The sequence below is a fragment of the Arthrobacter sp. SLBN-112 genome, assembly GCF_030944625.1.
In the GTDB taxonomy this organism is placed as follows: domain Bacteria; phylum Actinomycetota; class Actinomycetes; order Actinomycetales; family Micrococcaceae; genus Arthrobacter.
In genome coordinates, this window is the sequence record NZ_JAUSXY010000001.1 from 1,345,306 (window position 1) to 1,362,076 (window position 16,771).

Here is a 16,771-nt window from a genome sequence, read left to right on the forward strand (position 1 = left end):
GATGGTCATGCTGGCATCCATGGTGACGGCTATGCGGATGCCGGTTGGCCCGGCGCCGACCTTCCGAGCGGCTTCCGCATCATGGAACTGTTATTTCAGCATACGTAATATTCAAGAACAGCCGCGTGGCCGTGTCAAGCGATGACGCGCAGCCCCACAGGGCAGTCCTAGTCCTGGGAGGACGTCCGGGAGAGGACCCAGGTGTTCGTTCCGTCCTGGCGTTCGAACGTCACCGTGGTAACCAGTGCCTCGATCAGCGCCAGGCCGCGCCCGGATTCCGCGTCTTCGCCCGGCGTCGCCGGCTCCATCGGGCCGAAGGGAGGCTTGGCGTGGTAGGCGCTGACGCGGGCCTGCAACAACGCGGGCTGCACGGTGGTTTCCACGCCCAACTCCACGTCCCGGTCACCGGCCGGCTGGGCATGCTGGACGATGTTGGACGCAGACTCGATCACGGCCGTGGTGAACGTCATCTGGTCCATGTCGTTGACGAACGGAACGTCCAGCCAGAGGCTGTCGAGGTCGTTGTGGACGGCTTCGATGGCGTCCTCGGCGGCCGGTCCCCGGAAGCTGCGCGAGGCCAGGATCTCAGTCATTGCTAAACGCCTCTTCGGCCGTGGAGTAGGCGGTGAGGACCTTGTCCATGCTGGTCAGCTTCAGGACCATGTTCACCTGCGGCTGCACGGCGGCGATCCGGAGGTCGCCGCCGGCCTGGCGGGCTGCCTTCAGGCACCCGATCAGCGCACCGAGGCCGGAAGAGTCCATGAAGGCGGTGTTTTCCAGGTTGACGACGATCCGGTTTGAGCCGCCGGCGATAACGTCGGTGACGAACTCGCGCAGCTTGGGCGCGGAGACCATGTTCAGCCGCCCGTCCGCTCTGACCTCCGCGTAAGAGTCTTTGACCTCATAACTGAACTCCATCAGGATTCCTCTCTCTTTTCAGGTTTTGCAGCCGGTTCGTACCCCTTGTAGAGCACGGCGCGGACCAGGATGCTCATGACCACCAGGTCAAAGACCACCCAGACGACGTTGACCAGGGTGCCCAGCGGCTCCGCCAGCCCGGTGGCCAGGCGGATGATGCCGACGACGGCGGCGACAGCCAGCAGGATGGACACCACGATCTGGGGCCGGATCAGGCTCCAGCTGGGTCCGCCGCTTTGGCGCGCCTTGGGGGTGACCGCAAACCCGAGGGGACGGCCGAACCAAACGTTGCGGGCCGCCGTCGTGCATGCCTTGATCCAGGTGGGGAACAAGGCAAGGCTGTACTGCTGGCCGCGCCAGGTGGGGATACCGCGGCCGGCGACGGCGAACAGAAGCTGGTTGACCACCATGAACGGGATGAAGCGGATGAAGAAGTCCCAGCTCAGGCTGCTGACCGGCAGGATGCCCAGCAGCAGGTAGATGATGGGGGCCGCGAAGTAGATGACCGCTGCGAAACCGCTCAGGTAGGTCCACATGGTGGCGAAGTACATCAGGCGCTGGCCGATCTTGAGGCCCTTCTGCACCAGGGGGTTTTCCCGCAGCAGGACCTGGATGGTGCCCTGCGCCCAGCGCAGCCGCTGGGTGAGCATGGTCTTCAGGTCCTCGGGTGCCAGGCCATACGCCAAAATCTCGTGGTGGTAGACGCTCTCCCAGCCCATCGCGTGCATGCGCATGGCCGTGGCCATATCCTCCGTAACGGAAATGGTGGCCAGCGGCATGACCGGCTGGGCCTCGCCGGTCCGCTCAACGCTCAGCGCATCCAGCACGGCCTGGACGGACTCCAGGGCGCCGAGCGGGGACCAGTCCCGGGCGGACATGCGCTGGACCGCGTCGTCCGCCACCACCGGCACGCCGGATTCGCCCACGTGCGCCAATTCCATGGCAGCGATCTCTTCGAGGTCGGCCTGCAATGCTGCGACGTCGGCCTGGACCAGGGTCTGGACGGCGGCGTCGACGCGGCGCCGAACCCGGTAGGTCACCTCGCTCAGCGGCTGGCCGGCGTCCACCTCCTGCTGGGCCTCCCGGGTGGCAGCCTCAACCTCGTCGAGGACCTCGGAAACCAGGGGTGACTCGATGTCCGCTGACTTGCGGGCCTGCCGGACGGCTGCGCGGGAAGCGGCCAAGGCGCGGCGGATACTCTTTTCGGTTTCCTTGACGTAGCCCACCAGGCCCAGCTGCATCAAGGCTTCGCGGCGCAGGATGGCATTCGAGCCGCAGAAGAAGGCGGCGTTCCAGCCGTCCTTGCCCTGCTGGATGGGGCCGTAGAACAGCGGCGCCTGGCTGCCGAGCGGATCGTCGGCAGGGACGTTGCTGAAGTACTGGGGTGTCTGGACCAGGGCGACGCGCCGGTTGTTGAAGTAGCCCAGGGTCTTTTCCAGGATGTCCGGTTCGGGGATCTGGTCCGCGTCCAGGATCAGGAGGAATTCGCCATGGGTGACCATCAGCGCGTTGTTGAGGTTTCCGGCCTTTGCGTGGCGGGGGAGGTCCTTTGTCCAGTCCTCGCTGCGGGTGACGTAGCCCAGTCCGTGCTGTTCGCACAGGGCCTTGAGTTCGGGCCTGGCGCCGTCGTCCAGGATCCAGGTGCTGTGCGGGTGGCGGATCTTCTGGGCTGCCAGCGCCGTGGTGAGGACCATGTCCAGGTCCTCGTTGTACGTGGTGATGAAGACGTCCACGGTGGCGTCATAGGGCGGTTCCGGTGCGTCCTTGCGGATTTTCAGTTTCCACACCGTCATGCCGAAGAGCATGACGTCGATCAGGCTGTAGGTTTCGGCGGCCACCAGGGGGAGGGCGATCCACCACGCGTCCCAATTCAGGGAGGACATCCAGCGCCAGGCGATGTAGTTCAGGCCCGTCAGGACGGTGAGGACCACGACCAGGCGGGTCCAGGAACGGGTCATGCGGCCGCGTCCTCTTCGGGCAGGCGGCGGACGACCACCACCGTGACGTCATCCTCCGCGGTTTCGGCCGGTGCCAGGGCAAGTATCGCGCTGCTGGCCGCCTGTGCCGAACCGGCGGATTGGGTGGCCGCCTGGACGGCATCGGTGAAGTCCTCCACAGATTCGAAAACGTCCAGGACACCGTCGCTGACCACTACCAGGGTGTCCCCGTGGGCCAGTTCCAGTTCCGCGTGCGGCCACTGCGTCCCAGGCCAGGCACCCACCGGCGGTCCGCCGGTGGGGAGGCGGTGGGCCGGGCCGCTTGGCTGGACGTGCAGCGCCAGGCCGTGGCCGGCGTCCACGTAGCTGATCCTGCCGGATGCTGCGTCGAGCCGGGCGTGGAAGAGGGTCACGAATGAATTGGATGAGTCCAGGTCCGTGGCGATCGCCTTGCTGGCGGAGGCGAACCCGGCGTGGAGGTCCTGCCGCTGGCCGGTGGAGCGCATGACGGCCCGGACCGTGGCCGCGATCAGCGCCGCGCCCATGCCCTTGCCCATGGCGTCGGCGAATGTCAGGTGCAAACCCTCCGGAGTCTGGTACCAGTCGTAAAAGTCGCCGCCCACGTTGCGGGAGGGACGGAAGATACCGGCAACGTCGTAGCCGTCCACCCGGATGTCCTCCTTGGGCAGCAGGCTCTGCTGCACCTCGGTGGCGCGTTCCAGCTCGCCCCGGGCCGCGGACTCGGCGGCGGCCGACGGGCGGCGGCGGAACAGTGCGTTGATGCGGGACTGGAGTTCCCGCGGGCTGAACGGTTTGCTGATGTACTCATCGGCGCCGTTGTCCAGGCCGGTCAGCTTGTCCAGTTCATCAGCCCGGGCAGTAAGCATCACGATGAATGCGTCCGAGAACTCCCGCAGGAGCTTGCACACTTCCAGCCCGTCGAGGTCGGGCAGGTTCAGGTCCAGGGTCACGAGGTCGGGCTTGCGGCGGCGGACTTCCTCCACCCCCGGCAAACCCGCGCCGGCGTGGGTGACGTCGAAGCCCTGCTTCGCCAGGACACGGACCAGCAGGCCGCGGATGTCCGGGTCATCTTCGATGACCACCGCACGGCGGGATTCGGAGGGAGAGACCATAGCTCTACTTAACCGTATTAAGCCGCACAGGGCATGTCTTATGCTTCACAGCTTCCGGTGACTTGCCTGACAGGAGGGCTGCCGGCCTTTAGGCCCCCTCCTGCGGGCGTGCCATCCAGCAGATCTTGCGGAAATCTTGGCACCCGCTTGCCGGGACGTTGAGGAAACCCGCGCACACTCGAAAGAACGCAGCAGCTTCCGCGAATCAGGATACGACGACGACCGCGCGGACGCTGTACAGCTTGCGGAAAGGGGGGAAGCCCGTGGAAGAAGTCAAGAACAAAGGGGCGGCCAAGGCCAGGGCCCTGCTTCGCCTGTACTTCCACTCACGGAAAGTGCGGGCCGCGTCCAAAGAACTGGAGCAGGCGCTCGCCGATTCGCGGGAAGTATCCAGCTGGCCCGGCGACCGTCTTCCGGTGGGGGAGGAAATGTCCCGGCACGTGGAGAAACTGACCCGCCGGCTCAAGGTGGAGACCGAGGCACACGTCAGGTTCGCACATCTCTTTAAGACTGCGGGTTGGGGGCATTCCTTAGCGGCGCTGTAGGTGCCACACTTAGCAGCAATCGATTGGCTGGGGATAGTCAGGAGATTGCTGTGAGTTTGTTGCTCGGCTGGTCGTACCTAATGGCGGGACTCATGACCATGGATGCGCTGCTCCTGGCGCTGTGGGCCATGGAGGTTGACTGGGGAAAGTACTGGCACCGAAAGTAACAGTGTTCCTCCAGGCGCTTGCCGTTGGCCCACCCGCATGGACTTTCACTGCCGCAGGTCGAGCCGCATCAGCACGCGGGGGAAACCGTTAAGCACCGAATCCGTCCCGGCGGCCTTGATGAACCCGGCGTCCTCGAAGAGTTTCCGGGTGCCGACGTAAGCCATGGTGAGGTCCACTTTGCTGCCGCCGTTATCCACCGGGTAGCCCTCGATTGCCGGCGCCCCGTAGGAGCGGGCCATGTCAACGACCCCTGCCAGGAGGTGGTGGGAGATACCCTCGCCCCTGTGCCCCGGACGGACCCGCAGGCACCAGACGGACCATACATCCTGCCCGTCCACGTGCGGGATCTTCCGGTTCCGGGCAAAACTGGTGTCCGCACGGGGGTGGACCGCCGCCCACCCAACAACCTCGCCGCCGTCGTACGCCAAAACACCGGGCGGTGGATCCTCGGCCACCAACTCCTTCACCAGTTCGCCACGTTCCTCCCCGCGCAGCGAGAGGTTCTGCTTTGACGGGATCCGGTAGCTCAGGCACCAGCAGACCGTCGCATCCGGCCGTTTGGGCCCCACCACTTTCCTGACGTCCTCGAATACAGTAGCCGGGCGTACTTCGATGGCCATTCCGCCATCCTTCCACCGGCCGTGCACGCGGGCAACGCACGCGGGGAAGCGCCCATCCGGAAACGCCGAACGCCCCTGCATCAAAGTGCAAGGGCGTTCGGATAAGGGTGCGAAGCTGTGGGAGCGCTAGACCCCCAGTGCTTCCTTCAGGCGGGCGACGTGCCCGTCGGCCTGCACCTGGTACTGGGCCAGGGTGACTTTGCCGTCGGGGTCCACCACAACAGTGGAGCGGACGATGCCTTCGTGGATTTCGCCGTTGACCAGCTTCTCGCCCCAGGCGCCGTAGGCCAGGGCGACGGCATGGTCGGGGTCCGAGAGCAGCGGGAAGGTCAGGGAGAAATCACCGGTGAAGCCGGCCAGGGCCTCCTGGGCGTCGGGGGAGACGCCGACGACTTCGTAGCCCTTGCCCTGCAGGGAGGACAGGCTGTCGCGGAAGTCGCAGGCCTCGGTGGTGCAGCCGGGGGTGGCGGCCTTCGGGTAGAAGTACACGATGACGTTCTTGCCACGGTAATCGGCCAACGAGGTCTCGCGGCCCTGGGCGTCCCGGAGGGTGAACTCAGGAGCCGGCGTGCCGGGCTGAAGCTTGGTGGTCAGGGTGGGGCTCATGGCGTTCCTTTGTAAGACTCGGTCAGTGATGGCCAAACATCCAGTGAAGCGGTTTGCCGCTTGGTGATACAACTCGGGCGTCATATGCAGTATTCCGCCGGTCCACGAACTGTTGCGTGCGGGCCCGGAACAAACTGGTAACCGCCGCCACGAACGGTGGCCACGGCATGGCGGGCGTTGCCCAGTTTCCTGCGGATCCTTCCCACATACACGTCGATGGACCGCGCGGTGGCGCCGGGAAAAGCCAGCGACTCCAGGAACTGTTGCAGTTCCTCCCGGCCTACGGTGCGTGACAGATGCGTCACCAGGTAGCGCAGCACCTTGTATTCGACGCCGGTCAAGGCCACCGGAGTGCCGTCCAGCAGCACGGTATCGGCCGCGAGGTCCACGGCAACCCGGCTGACCGGGCCGGCCGACGGCGGCAGCAGGGTGCCGTCGTCGGCCCCTGGTTGTGCCGGGCCAGGGTTCTCCGCCGCGGAGGGAGTGCGGGAGGAGTGGTCTGCGGCTCCCTCCGCGGCGGACGTGGGGGCTCCGGCGGCAGGCCAATGGACTTCCGCCTCCGGAGCAGTCTGCAGTGCTTTGGCAAGGACCATGCGGGCGGCGTGGCGCAGGACTTCCGGGCTGGTGCCTTCGGCCGGAACCACCCACAGGGCAAGCCCGTACGCGGTGGCGCGCCTGGCCGGAACCTGATGCGCGGCCGCCGGCCGGGGATGATGGGCTTCCACTGCCATGGCGGGTCCTTATACGCCGCCGCGGCGGATCAGCTTGCCCGTGGGGGTCTGGCCGTCCACTACGGTGCCGCGGAGGAAGGTTTTGCGGACCACGCCGGACAGCGCCTTGCCGTCGTAGGGCGTGATGGGGTTCTTGTGCTTGAGCTTCGATACGTCCACCACGAAGGCCTCGTCCGGGGCGAAGACGGCGAAGTCGGCGTCGTAGCCAAGGGCGAGCTGGCCCTTGTTGCCGAGCCGGGCCAAATCGGCGGGTTTTTCGGCCATCCAGGACACCACCTGCTCCAGCGGGATGCCGCGCTGCCGGGCTTCGGTCCAGATCAGGGACAGGCCCAGCTGGAGCGACGAGACGCCGCCCCAGGCCACGGCGAAATCGCCGTTTTCCAGGTCCTTGAGATCGAGTGTGGAGGGGGAGTGGTCCGAGACGATGCAGTCGATGGTGCCGTCCTGCAGGCCCTGCCAGAGCAGCTCACGGTTGGAGGCCTCGCGGATGGGCGGGCAGCACTTGTACGCGGTGGCGCCGTCCGGGATTTCCTCCGCCATCAGGGTGAGGTAGTGGGGGCAGGTTTCCACGGTGAGCTTCACGCCGTCGCGCTTGGCGGAGGCGATCATGGGCAGCGCGTCCGACGACGACAGGTGCAGGATGTGCGCACGGGCACCGGTCCAGCGGGCCCGTTCGATGACCTCCGCGATGGCTTTGTTCTCGGCGCCCCGGGGGCGGGAGGCCAGGAACGTGGAGTAGTGGTCGCCGCCGGGGTGGGGTGCGCGGTCGATGGTGTGGGAGTCCTCGGCGTGGACGATCATGAGCGAGTCGAAGGACTTCAGTTCGGCCATGTCCTCTTCCATCTCGTCCGCGTCCAGGTGCGGGAACTCGTCCACGCCGGAGTGCAGCAGGAAGCACTTGAACCCGAAGACGCCCTCGTCGTGCAGGGGGCGGAGGTCGGCCTTGTTGCCGGGGATGGCGCCGCCCCAGAATCCGACGTCGATGAACGCCTGGTCCTCTGCCACCTCGCGCTTGAGCTTGAGGTTTTCCACCGTGGTGGTGGGCGGGACGGAGTTCAACGGCATGTCGATGATGGTGGTCACCCCGCCGGCGGCTGCGGCGCGGGTGGCGGAGGCGAACCCTTCCCATTCCGTCCGGCCGGGCTCGTTGACGTGGACGTGCGTGTCCACCAGGCCGGGCAGCAGGGTCTCGTCGTCGGCGAGTTCGATGACTTCGGCTCCGGCCAGGCCGTTGCCGAGCGGTTCGATGGCCACGATCTTGCCGTTGCGGACACCTACCTCGCGCGGGGCGATGCCGGCGGTGGTCAGGATGCGCCGGCCCCGGATGACGAGGTCAAAGCGTTCTTCAGACACGGAGGTCCTCCTTGGTACTTGCGGTGCCGGGCCTGTTGGCCGCCAGCCCCGCACTGATCTGGGTGCCCAGCTGCTCCAGCAGGGGTCCTGCCTCTGCTATGCACCTGTTTACATCTGATTCGAGCGCCGTCAAAGCGTGGATCTCCCCGAAGCCTGCGGCTGCCGCCTGGTCATGGTCCAGGGTGGTGCGGCCGCAGACGGCGATGACGGGAACATCGTGCGCTGCAGCCGCGCGGGCGACGCCCATGGGGGTCTTGCCGAGCAGGCTTTGTTCGTCCAGGCTGCCTTCGCCGGTGATCATCAGGTCCGCGCCGGCCAGCCGGTCCGCGAGTCCCGTGAATTCAAGGACGACGTCGATGCCCGGCCGCCGCGTTGCGGCCAGGACGGCGATGGCGGCGTAGCCCACGCCGCCGGCTGCCCCGGCTCCGGGAGCCTCTGCAGCCTTGACGGCGCGGAATCCGATTTCCCTGGCCAGGACTTCGACAAACCTGGCCAGGGCGGCGTCGAGCATGCCGACGTCTTGTTGTGTGGCGCCCTTTTGCGGGCCGAAGACCGCCGCGGCGCCCTGGGCGCCCAGCAGCGGGTTGTCGACGTCGGATGCCAGCACGAAGCGTGTGTCCACCAGCCGGGGCTCGAAGTGGGTGAAATCGATGCTGTGCAGGTTGGCCAGGGCCGCCCCGCCGGGCGGGAGTTCGTTGTTCCTGTTGTCCAGGAACCTGGCGCCGAGTCCCTGCAGGAGTCCCGCACCGCCGTCGGTGTTCGCGCTGCCCCCAACGCCCAGCACGATGCGGCGGCAGCCGGCGTCCAGTGCTGCCCGGATAAGCTGCCCGGTCCCGAGGGACGTTGCCGTGGTGGCGGCTGCGGAGTCCGGCCGTCCCCCTTTGCTGGTCCGAGGGACCAGCGCGAGACCGGATGCGGTGGCCATCTCGATGACCGCGTCGTGGCCGCGGACGGCATAGTCCGCCTCGACCGGCTGGCCGGTTGGGCCGGTGACCGTTGCCGTGCGGCGGGTGAAGCCGGAGCCGACGGCGGCGTCGAGGGTGCCCTCGCCGCCGTCGGCCACCGGAATCCGGACCACCTCAAGGTTGCCGCCCGCACCGCGCTGCAGGCCCTTTTCCAGGTGGCTGCACACCTCCGGGGCGGACAGCGAACCTTTGAACTTGTCCGGGGCGATCACGATCCGCATGTCAGGCCTGGGGGGCCAGGATGGCGGTGGGCGCGTCCGCGGCGGTCTCGGCCAGCTCTTCGAACTCGTTCACGGCGTTGATTTCCACGCCCATGGAGATGTTGGTGACCTTTTCCAGGATCACTTCCACCACCACGGGTACCTGGAACTCGCCCATCAGGGCCTTGGCCTTGTCGAAGGCGGCGGCGAGGTCGTTGGGGTCCTCCACGCGGACCGCCTTGCAGCCCAGGCCCTCGGCCACCTTGAGGTGGTCCACGCCGTAGCCGCGGGTTTCCTCGGACAGGTGCGCGCTGTTGATGTTCTCGAACGCCAGGGACACGTTCTGTTCCATGTTGAAGCCGCGCTGGGACTGGCGGATCAGGCCCAGGTAGGAGTTGTTTACCACCACGTGGATGTACGGCAGGTTGAACTGGGCGCCCACGGCCAGTTCCTCGATCATGAACTGGAAGTCGTAGTCGCCGGAGAGGGCCACCACGGTCTGGTCCGGGTTGGAACGTGCGACGCCGAGGGCTGCCGGGGCGGTCCAGCCCAAGGGTCCTGCCTGGCCGGCGTTGATCCACTTGCGCGGGCCGAAGACGTGCAGCATCTGCGCACCCGCGATCTGGGAGAGCCCGATGGTCGACACGTAGGTGGTGTCGCGGCCGAAGGACTTGTTCATCTCCTCGTACACGCGCTGCGGTTTGATGGGGATGTTCTCGAAGTGCGTCTTGCGGTGCAGGGAGGCCTTGCGGTCCTGGCACTCGGCAACCCAGGCGCTGTAGTCCGGCAGGGACCCTGCCGCCTTGCGCTCTTTGGCGAGCTCAACCAGCCCGGCCAGCGCCGCACCGGCGTCGGACGCGATGCCCAGGTCCGGGGAGAACACGCGGCCGATCTGCGTGGGCTCGATGTCGATGTGCACGAACTTGCGGCCGGCCGTGTAGGTGTCCAGGCCGCCGGTGTGGCGGTTGGCCCAGCGGTTGCCGATGCCGATCACGAAGTCGCTCTGCAGGTAGTTCTCGTTGCCGTAGCGGTGGCTGGTCTGCAGGCCCACCATGCCGGCCATGAGCTGGTGGTCATCGGGAATGGTGCCCCAGCCCATCAGGGTGGGGATGACCGGAACGTTGAGGGTCTCGGCCAGTTCCACCAGCTGCGCGGAGGCGCCGGCGTTGATGATGCCGCCGCCCGCCACGATCAGCGGGTGCTTGGCGGCGAGGAGCATGTCCAGGGCCTTTTCCAGCTGCTTGCGTGAGGCTTTGGGCTTTTCAACGGGCAGGGGCTCGTAGGTATCGATGTCGAACTCGATCTCGGCCATCTGCACATCGATGGGCAGGTCCAGGAGCACGGGTCCGGGTCGGCCGGAGCGCATCAGCTGGAATGCCTTCTGGAAGGCGCCGGGAACCTGGCCGGGCTCCAGGACGGTCATGGCCATCTTGGTGACGGGCTTGGCGATGGATTCAATGTCCACGGCCTGGAAGTCTTCCTTGTGCAGCTTGGCCACGGGTGCCTGGCCGGTGATGCAGAGCATGGGGATGGAGTCGGCCCAGGCGGCGTAGAGGCCGGTGATCATGTCCGTACCGGCGGGGCCGGAGGTGCCGATGCAGATGCCGATGTTGCCGTCCTTGGCGCGGCTGAAGCCGTCGGCCATGTGGCTGGCGCCTTCAACGTGGCGGGCCAGGGTGTGGCGGATGCCGCCGTGGGCGCGCATTGCGGAGTAGAAGGGGTTGATGGCGGCGCCTGGCAGGCCGAACGCCTCGATGGCGCCTTCCTTTTCCAGGATGGCCACCGCTGCATCAACGGTACGCATCTTGCTCATGGGGTGCTCCTTGAAAGCTTGTGGTCGGGCCCGGTGGTTGAGCCTGTCGAAACCTGTTTTTGGGTGTGCTGGAGGAAGGCCCGGCGGGGGCGGGGCGCTTTGGGGGTGGCCGCCGTCGTAATTGACGACGGCGGCCGGCGTGTCTGTGTCGAAGTGCCCCGCTTTGGCGGGGCTGCTTCTGGCCTTACTTGCGGCCTGTCCTATTTCCTGCCGCTGAGCTGGAGGACCTGCTTGAAGAGACCCGAGTGGTCCAGTGCGCCGTCACCCTGGTTGACGGTGGCGGCGACCAGCTGGGCGGCGATGGCGCCGAGCGGGATGGCGACGTTGGCCTCGCGGGCGGCGGAGGTGACGATGCCCAGGTCCTTGTGGTGCAGGGCCAGGCGGAAGCCGGGGTCGAAGTTGCGGTCCAGCATCTTCTGTCCCTTCTGCTCCAGGACCTTGGAACCGGCGAGGCCGCCGCCGAGGACCTTGAGGGCGGCGTCGGTGTCCACGCCGTAGGCCTCGAGGAAGGCGATGGCTTCGCCGAGGACTTCAATGTTGACGGCGACAATCAGCTGGTTGGCTGCCTTGACGGTCTGGCCCGAGCCGGAGGGGCCCACGTGGACGATGGTCTTGCCGACCGCGTTCAGGACGTCCTGGGCGTCGTCGAAGTCTGCCTTGTCGCCGCCCACCATGATGGAGAGGGCGGCGTCGATGGCGCCCTGTTCGCCGCCGGAGACCGGGGCGTCGAGGGGGCGGATGCCGGTTTCCTTGGCTTCTCCTGCGAGGCGGACCGCTACGTCCGGGCGGATGCTGGAGGCGTCGATCCACAGGGCGCCCTGCTTGGCGTTGGCGAAGACACCGTCCTTGCCGCTGACAACACCCTCGACATCGGGGGAGTCCGGCACCATGGTGATGACGACGTCGGCGTCTTTCACGGCGTCAGCGATGCTCGAGGCGCCCTTGCCTCCCTCGGAGACGAGTTTGTCGATCTTGTCCTGGCTGCGGTTGAAGCCGGTGACGGTGTGGCCGGCTTTGACCAGGTTGATGGCCATGGGCAGGCCCATGATTCCGAGTCCGATGACTGCGACGTTGCTCATGATGGTTCTCTTTCTGAAGTCTGTATGAATCGGTGGTTGAGCTTGTCGAAACCGGATTTCAACTGGCTCAATCCCCGTTATTGGCTGACGTGTTCGCGGATGGCCCAGCTGAAGGCCGTTTCCTGCGGTTCCTTGTACTCGAGGCCGATGTAACCCTGGTAGCCGAGTTCGCGGCTGCGGGCGATCCATTCTCCGAGGGGGAGGGTGCCGGTGCCGGGGGCGCCGCGGCCGGGGTTGTCGGCGATCTGGATGTGGCCGAAGTCTTTGGCGTGGTTTTCGATGACGGATTCGACGTCGTCGCCGTTGACTGCCAGGTGGTAGAAGTCGGCGAGGAGCTTGATGTTCCCGACGCCGGCTTCCTCCTTGACGCGGGAGATGACCTTGAGCGCGTCGTTGGCCGTGAGGAGCGGGTACTTGGGTGCGCCGCTGACCGGTTCGAGGAGGACGGTGCCGCCGATCCGCGCGACACCTTCGGCTGCCGCCGCCAGGTTCTTGACGGCAAGTTCGTCCTGCTCTTCAGGGGTGAACTCGTCCTGCCGGTTGCCGTAGAGGGCGTTGAAGGCCTTGCAGCCCAAGCGCTCGCCGATGCCGGCGACGACGTCGATGTTGTCCTTGAATTCGGAGCAGCGTCCCTTCCAGGACACCAGGCCGCGGTCGCCGCCGGGCATGTTGCCGGCGTTGAAGTTCAGGCCGGTGAGCTGGACGCCGGCATCCGTGATGGCGTTCTCGAACTCTGTAACTTCCGCGTCGCCGGGGACTGACGTTCCGAAGGGCCACCAGAACTCGACGGCGTCGAAGCCTGCGGCCTTGGCGGCGGCAGGGCGCTCGAGCAGGGGCAGCTCCGTGAGGAGGATGGAGCAGTTCACTGTGTACGTCATCGTAGGTCCTTCCGAGGAGGGGCTTTGATCTATCTTTCCTTGCCTCACGGCTCTTCACCGTTTCCGCTTTGTGGAATTTAGATTCTGCTTTATGAAAAGTGTAGGGAACGTGGGGTGGGGTAGTCAAGGGGAGGCGCGGGCAGGAAACTGGTAGGAAGCAACCCGCATACCAGGAACAGTTGGGAGAGGCCATGACCGGCGGCCGTCTGCGCTTTCTGGCCTGGCTCGTCGCCCTGGCTGGATTCCTCGCGGCCTGCACGCCGACGGCGGGCCTTCCAGAGGCAGTTACCGCACCCGCATCACCGGCTGCATCATCCGGAACGTCGTCTCCGGGCACTGTCCCCACCGCCGAGGGCACCCTGGCTCCGCCATCCGGGCCCACACCCATACCGGCGCCCGGTTCTCCGCCGGCCACCGCACCGGCCCCAATTCCGTCCCAGGCCCCGGCTCCAGCCCCGGTTCCTCAGCCGTTCGCCGTCAACCTGTACCGGGAAGGTGACTTTGTGCCCCAGTACACCTTCGACTGGTGCGTGGCGGCGAGCATCCAGATGGCCCACAACCTCCTTGACGACACGGGCGGCGGCACCTGGGCTGACAGGGCGCAGCAGGGCGAGCTGTGGGAAATGGCCCGAGCCCGCTCGTCCGACTCGTTCAATGGCGCCAATCCCTTCGGCTGGGCGCAGGTGCTCACCGAGTCGGGGATGGGGCCCTACCAGGTGGTCAGCGTTCCCGAATACGGCGAGGCGCTCCGCGCGGCCTCACGCGCCATCACCGAAACGGGCAGGCCGGTGGGGCTCGTTATGTGGAGCGGGCGCCATGCGTGGGTAATGAGCGGATTCGAGTCGCTGGGCGACCCCCGGCAGTTCGCCGATTTCACCGTGACCGGCATCCGTGTCCTGGATCCGCTGTATCCCTACGGCAGCGGGCAGTGGGGACCCTCGCCGGCGCCCAACAGCCTCATTAGCCCGGAACAGCTCGCGACCCAGTTCGTGGTCCGGGAGCCGCGCCGGTGGAGCAGTGGGCTTCCGGCGGGCTATCTCCTGGTACTGCCCGTCGCCGCCTAAGGTGACATAGGTGGAAGGCCCGGAAGGGGCCGCAGGGTGTTTCACGGGTTGGGGCGCCCCACTGCACAGCGGGAAATCCCCCGGCGCGTTTGGCGCCGGGGGATTATTCGCAGTCGCTGCGCCTTAGTGCGTCAGGTCCTTGCCCTTCGTCTCGGGGATGGTGAACACGAAGGCCGCACTGATCACCAGGAGGAGCACCGCATAGACGTTGAACACCTGTGGCGCGCCCAGCGAGGAACCCAGCCACTGCTGCAGGTAGGGGGCGGTGCCGCCAAAAACAGCCACGCAGATGGAGTAGGGGACGCCCACGCCCACGGTGCGGATCGACGTCGGGAACAGCTCGGCGTAGACCGCGGGCACGATCGCAGCGCTCGCTGCTACGAAAATCAACATCACGGACATGCTCACCGCCAGCTGCCAGGCGGAGTCCTTCAGCAGCCACGTCATGGGGAAGTGCAGCACGGCGGAGCCGATGGCACCGGCCCAGAGGACCTTCTTGCGGCCGATCCGGTCGGAGAGCTTGCCCCAGACCGGCAGCGCGGCGATGAAGACGATATTGGCGATCACGCCGGCCCAGAGTGCCTCACCGCGGTCGATCTTCAGCGCGGTGGTGGCGTAGCTTGGTGCCACGACGCCCCAGATGTAGTAGATCACCGTCAGGCCAACGGTCAGGCCGATTACCTGGAGCGCCTGCTTGCGGTAGCGGACAATCTGCGGCCAGATCGCCGCGCGCTTGGCCGTGACGGCCTCGCCCTCAAACGCTTCGGTTTCGTGCAGCCGAGACCGCATGATCAGTGCGTACAGGCCCATGGCCGCGCCGATGAGGAACGGAACCCGCCAGCCCCAGGCGTTCATCGCCTCGGTGCTCAGCGCCATGTTCAGGACGGCCCCCAGCAAGGTGCCGAACAGGATGCCCACCGTACCGGAGGTGTAGATCAGGGTGGCCCAGAATCCGCGGTGTTCCTTGGGTGCCATTTCAGACAGATAAGTTTGCGACGACGGCAGCTCGCCGCCGTGCGCCAGGCCCTGAACCAGCCGGGCCACCAGGAGCATCAGGGACGCGAAGGCTCCAACGTTGGCGAAGGTGGGCGCAACGCCGATCATCAGGCTGCCCACCGAGGCGAGGCCGACGGCGAAGGTCATGGAAGTCTTCCGGCCCACCCGGTCGCCGATCCAGCCGAACAGGAACCCGCCGAAGGGCCGGGCCACGAAGCCGACGGCGAAGATCGCCAGCGTGGACAACACGGCCGACGCCGGGTCTTCCTTGCTGAAGAGCTGGCTGGCGATGAAGGGGGTAAACGTGGCATAGATTGCCCAGTCGTACCACTCAACGGCGTTTCCGATGCCGGTGCCGACGATGGTCTTCGCGGTGGACATGCGTCCAGTCTGGGGCTTGCTTACTGCGACGGACATGGTGTTCTTCCTGGTCGGTTGGTCTGGGGGCGGTTGGCGGCGCTGGTGCCGGATGCTAAGAGACCGGGGCGAGGGCGCCCAGCCGTGACATGGCGAGTTCCGCGTACAGCGCGGCCCCGTCAGCCAGCACACCGTCGTCGAACGTTGCGTAGGGTGAGTGGTTAAAAGGTGAGGTGGCCGGGTCGCCGCCCGGGGCCACGGCGCTGAGGCCCACGAAGGTACCGGGCACCTCGGCCAGCACCCTGGAGAAGTCTTCGGAACCGCTCAGCGGGGTTGCCCAGCGCGAGAGCCGGCGCTCGCCGAACAGCTCGGTGATCACCTTTTCGGCGGTGTGTGTTTCGTCCTCATCGGTGATGGTGAGCGGGTATTCCTGCAGGTAGTCGACGGCCACCTCCACCCCGTGCGCCGCGGCGATCCCTTTGAGCAGGCGCGGCACGGCGTCCATCATCTTCTGGCGTGACGCCTCGGAAAATGTCCGGATGGTCGCCTCGATGCGGGCCGATTCGGGGATGACGTTCCGTTTGGTGCCGGCGTGCAGCACGCCAACGGACAGGACCACGGGATCGAACATGTTGAACTGCCGGGTGACCATCACCTGCAGGGCGGTCACCATCTCCGCGGCGACCGTGACCGGGTCCTTCGCCGAATGCGGGGCGGAGCCGTGGCCGCCGGCGCCGAGCACCGTGACCTCCAGCCCGTCGGACGCACTAAGCATGACGCCGGGCTTGGTGCAGAAGGTGCCGTGCGGTTCCAGCGACGAGAACACGTGCATTCCATATGCTGCCTGGACGCGCGGTTCCGGCGGCATCCAGGACGCCTTCGCGGATCATGTAGCTGGCGCCGTCGAACCCTTCCTCACCGGGCTGGAACATGAGGACGACGTCGCCGCCGAGCAGGTGCTTCTTTTCGGCCAGGAGGGTGGCTGCTCCCACGAGCATGGAGGTGTGCAGGTCGTGGCCGCAGGCGTGCATGGCCCCGTCCGCCTGTGACGTGAAGTCGACGCCGGTCTTCTCCTGGACTGGCAGCCCGTCCATGTCGGCTCGGAGCAGGACTGCAGCGCGGGGACCGGCGGCCTCCCCTTCCGGGTGCCCGCCGCGCAGGACCGCGGTGACCGACGTCGTGTTTTTGCCCAGCGTGATTTCAAAGGGGAGGCCGTCCAGCGCCTGGAGGACCTTCTCCTGGGTGCGGGGGAGCTGGAGCCCGATTTCCGGTTGGCGGTGAAGATCGTGGCGCAGGCGGATGAGGTCATCCTGCAGGTCCTTGGCGTCAGCGGTAATGGGCACGTGTCACTCCTTGGCAATTGGCATCCGGGCTTGTGGACTATTCTGGAGTGGCGTGATTCACACTC

At 66.6% G+C, this 16,771-nt stretch carries 15 protein-coding genes and 1 pseudogene; 2 read left to right on the forward strand and 14 right to left on the reverse strand.

Annotated features, from left to right (window positions below):
* Nucleotides 1-167: 167 nt before the first annotated feature.
* Genes QF050_RS06300 through QF050_RS06315 form a run of 4 tightly spaced genes read right to left on the reverse strand, consistent with a single transcriptional unit; the run spans nucleotide 168 to nucleotide 3,988 of the window.
* Nucleotides 168-593 carry an ATP-binding protein gene (locus QF050_RS06300; RefSeq protein ID WP_308929660.1) on the reverse strand — a complete coding sequence of 142 codons (426 nt, stop codon included), beginning with the start codon at nucleotides 591-593 and terminating at the stop codon, nucleotides 168-170.
* Nucleotides 586-918: an STAS domain-containing protein gene (locus tag QF050_RS06305; RefSeq protein WP_308929661.1), complete on the reverse strand. Its 333-nt coding sequence runs from the start codon at nucleotides 916-918 to the stop codon at nucleotides 586-588. Before QF050_RS06305 ends, QF050_RS06300 begins: the two co-directional genes overlap by 8 nt.
* Nucleotides 918-2,876, reverse strand: coding sequence for a glycosyltransferase family 2 protein (locus QF050_RS06310; RefSeq protein ID WP_308929662.1), 1,959 nt, complete (start codon nucleotides 2,874-2,876; stop codon nucleotides 918-920). The genes QF050_RS06305 and QF050_RS06310 overlap by 1 nt, the downstream gene beginning before the upstream one ends.
* A complete protein-coding gene (locus QF050_RS06315; protein ID WP_308929663.1) occupies nucleotides 2,873-3,988 on the reverse strand; it encodes a SpoIIE family protein phosphatase in 1,116 nt (371 codons plus the stop codon). Before QF050_RS06315 ends, QF050_RS06310 begins: the two co-directional genes overlap by 4 nt.
* Before the next feature lie 263 nt (nucleotides 3,989-4,251).
* Between QF050_RS06315 and QF050_RS06320 the strand changes: the two genes are divergently transcribed.
* Nucleotides 4,252-4,533 (forward strand): hypothetical protein, encoded by a 282-nt coding sequence (locus QF050_RS06320; RefSeq protein ID WP_308929664.1) that lies wholly within the window; start codon nucleotides 4,252-4,254, stop codon nucleotides 4,531-4,533.
* Nucleotides 4,534-4,745: 212 nt separating this feature from the next.
* Here the strand turns inward: QF050_RS06320 and QF050_RS06325 are convergent, their stop codons facing one another.
* The 8 genes from QF050_RS06325 to QF050_RS06360 form a co-directional block, all read right to left on the reverse strand.
* Nucleotides 4,746-5,321: a GNAT family N-acetyltransferase gene (locus QF050_RS06325; protein ID WP_308929665.1), complete on the reverse strand. Its 576-nt coding sequence runs from the start codon at nucleotides 5,319-5,321 to the stop codon at nucleotides 4,746-4,748.
* 126 nt (nucleotides 5,322-5,447) lie between these two features.
* Nucleotides 5,448-5,927, reverse strand: a complete 480-nt coding sequence (gene bcp, locus QF050_RS06330) for a thioredoxin-dependent thiol peroxidase (RefSeq protein WP_308929666.1) — start codon at nucleotides 5,925-5,927, stop codon at nucleotides 5,448-5,450.
* 80 nt (nucleotides 5,928-6,007) lie between these two features.
* Nucleotides 6,008-6,658, reverse strand: coding sequence for a winged helix-turn-helix domain-containing protein (locus QF050_RS06335; RefSeq protein ID WP_308929667.1), 651 nt, complete (start codon nucleotides 6,656-6,658; stop codon nucleotides 6,008-6,010).
* A gap of 9 nt (nucleotides 6,659-6,667) precedes the next feature.
* Nucleotides 6,668-8,011 (reverse strand): allantoinase AllB, encoded by a 1,344-nt coding sequence (allB, locus tag QF050_RS06340; protein WP_308929668.1) that lies wholly within the window; start codon nucleotides 8,009-8,011, stop codon nucleotides 6,668-6,670.
* Nucleotides 8,004-9,197: a glycerate kinase gene (locus QF050_RS06345; protein ID WP_308929669.1), complete on the reverse strand. Its 1,194-nt coding sequence runs from the start codon at nucleotides 9,195-9,197 to the stop codon at nucleotides 8,004-8,006. Before QF050_RS06345 ends, allB begins: the two co-directional genes overlap by 8 nt.
* 1 nt (nucleotide 9,198) lies before the next feature.
* Nucleotides 9,199-10,989: a glyoxylate carboligase gene (gcl, locus tag QF050_RS06350; RefSeq protein WP_308929670.1), complete on the reverse strand. Its 1,791-nt coding sequence runs from the start codon at nucleotides 10,987-10,989 to the stop codon at nucleotides 9,199-9,201.
* A 200-nt stretch (nucleotides 10,990-11,189) separates the two neighbouring features.
* Nucleotides 11,190-12,068 carry a 2-hydroxy-3-oxopropionate reductase gene (locus tag QF050_RS06355; protein ID WP_308929671.1) on the reverse strand — a complete coding sequence of 293 codons (879 nt, stop codon included), beginning with the start codon at nucleotides 12,066-12,068 and terminating at the stop codon, nucleotides 11,190-11,192.
* A 77-nt stretch (nucleotides 12,069-12,145) separates the two neighbouring features.
* Nucleotides 12,146-12,946: a TIM barrel protein gene (locus QF050_RS06360; RefSeq protein WP_308929672.1), complete on the reverse strand. Its 801-nt coding sequence runs from the start codon at nucleotides 12,944-12,946 to the stop codon at nucleotides 12,146-12,148.
* 191 nt (nucleotides 12,947-13,137) lie between these two features.
* Between QF050_RS06360 and QF050_RS06365 the strand changes: the two genes are divergently transcribed.
* Nucleotides 13,138-14,010 carry a hypothetical protein gene (locus tag QF050_RS06365; RefSeq protein ID WP_308929673.1) on the forward strand — a complete coding sequence of 291 codons (873 nt, stop codon included), beginning with the start codon at nucleotides 13,138-13,140 and terminating at the stop codon, nucleotides 14,008-14,010.
* A gap of 123 nt (nucleotides 14,011-14,133) precedes the next feature.
* Here the strand turns inward: QF050_RS06365 and QF050_RS06370 are convergent, their stop codons facing one another.
* Nucleotides 14,134-15,423, reverse strand: a complete 1,290-nt coding sequence (locus tag QF050_RS06370; RefSeq protein ID WP_308929674.1) for an MFS transporter — start codon at nucleotides 15,421-15,423, stop codon at nucleotides 14,134-14,136.
* A 55-nt stretch (nucleotides 15,424-15,478) separates the two neighbouring features.
* Nucleotides 15,479-16,706 (reverse strand): annotated as a pseudogene (locus QF050_RS06375) (M20 family metallopeptidase).
* Nucleotides 16,707-16,771: the final 65 nt, after the last annotated feature.

Coding starts and splice junctions, on each gene's coding strand:
- QF050_RS06300 (WP_308929660.1), bottom strand. CDS start 593: ATGACTGAGATCCTGGCCTCGCGCAGCTTCCGGGGACCGGCCGCCGAG.
- QF050_RS06305 (WP_308929661.1), bottom strand. CDS start 918: ATGGAGTTCAGTTATGAGGTCAAAGACTCTTACGCGGAGGTCAGAGCG.
- QF050_RS06310 (WP_308929662.1), bottom strand. CDS start 2,876: ATGACCCGTTCCTGGACCCGCCTGGTCGTGGTCCTCACCGTCCTGACG.
- QF050_RS06315 (WP_308929663.1), bottom strand. CDS start 3,988: ATGGTCTCTCCCTCCGAATCCCGCCGTGCGGTGGTCATCGAAGATGAC.
- QF050_RS06325 (WP_308929665.1), bottom strand. CDS start 5,321: ATGGCCATCGAAGTACGCCCGGCTACTGTATTCGAGGACGTCAGGAAA.
- bcp (WP_308929666.1), bottom strand. CDS start 5,927: ATGAGCCCCACCCTGACCACCAAGCTTCAGCCCGGCACGCCGGCTCCT.
- QF050_RS06335 (WP_308929667.1), bottom strand. CDS start 6,658: ATGGCAGTGGAAGCCCATCATCCCCGGCCGGCGGCCGCGCATCAGGTT.
- QF050_RS06345 (WP_308929669.1), bottom strand. CDS start 9,197: ATGCGGATCGTGATCGCCCCGGACAAGTTCAAAGGTTCGCTGTCCGCC.
- gcl (WP_308929670.1), bottom strand. CDS start 10,989: ATGAGCAAGATGCGTACCGTTGATGCAGCGGTGGCCATCCTGGAAAAG.
- QF050_RS06355 (WP_308929671.1), bottom strand. CDS start 12,068: ATGAGCAACGTCGCAGTCATCGGACTCGGAATCATGGGCCTGCCCATG.
- QF050_RS06360 (WP_308929672.1), bottom strand. CDS start 12,946: ATGACGTACACAGTGAACTGCTCCATCCTCCTCACGGAGCTGCCCCTG.
- QF050_RS06365 (WP_308929673.1), top strand. CDS start 13,138: ATGACCGGCGGCCGTCTGCGCTTTCTGGCCTGGCTCGTCGCCCTGGCT.
- QF050_RS06370 (WP_308929674.1), bottom strand. CDS start 15,423: ATGTCCGTCGCAGTAAGCAAGCCCCAGACTGGACGCATGTCCACCGCG.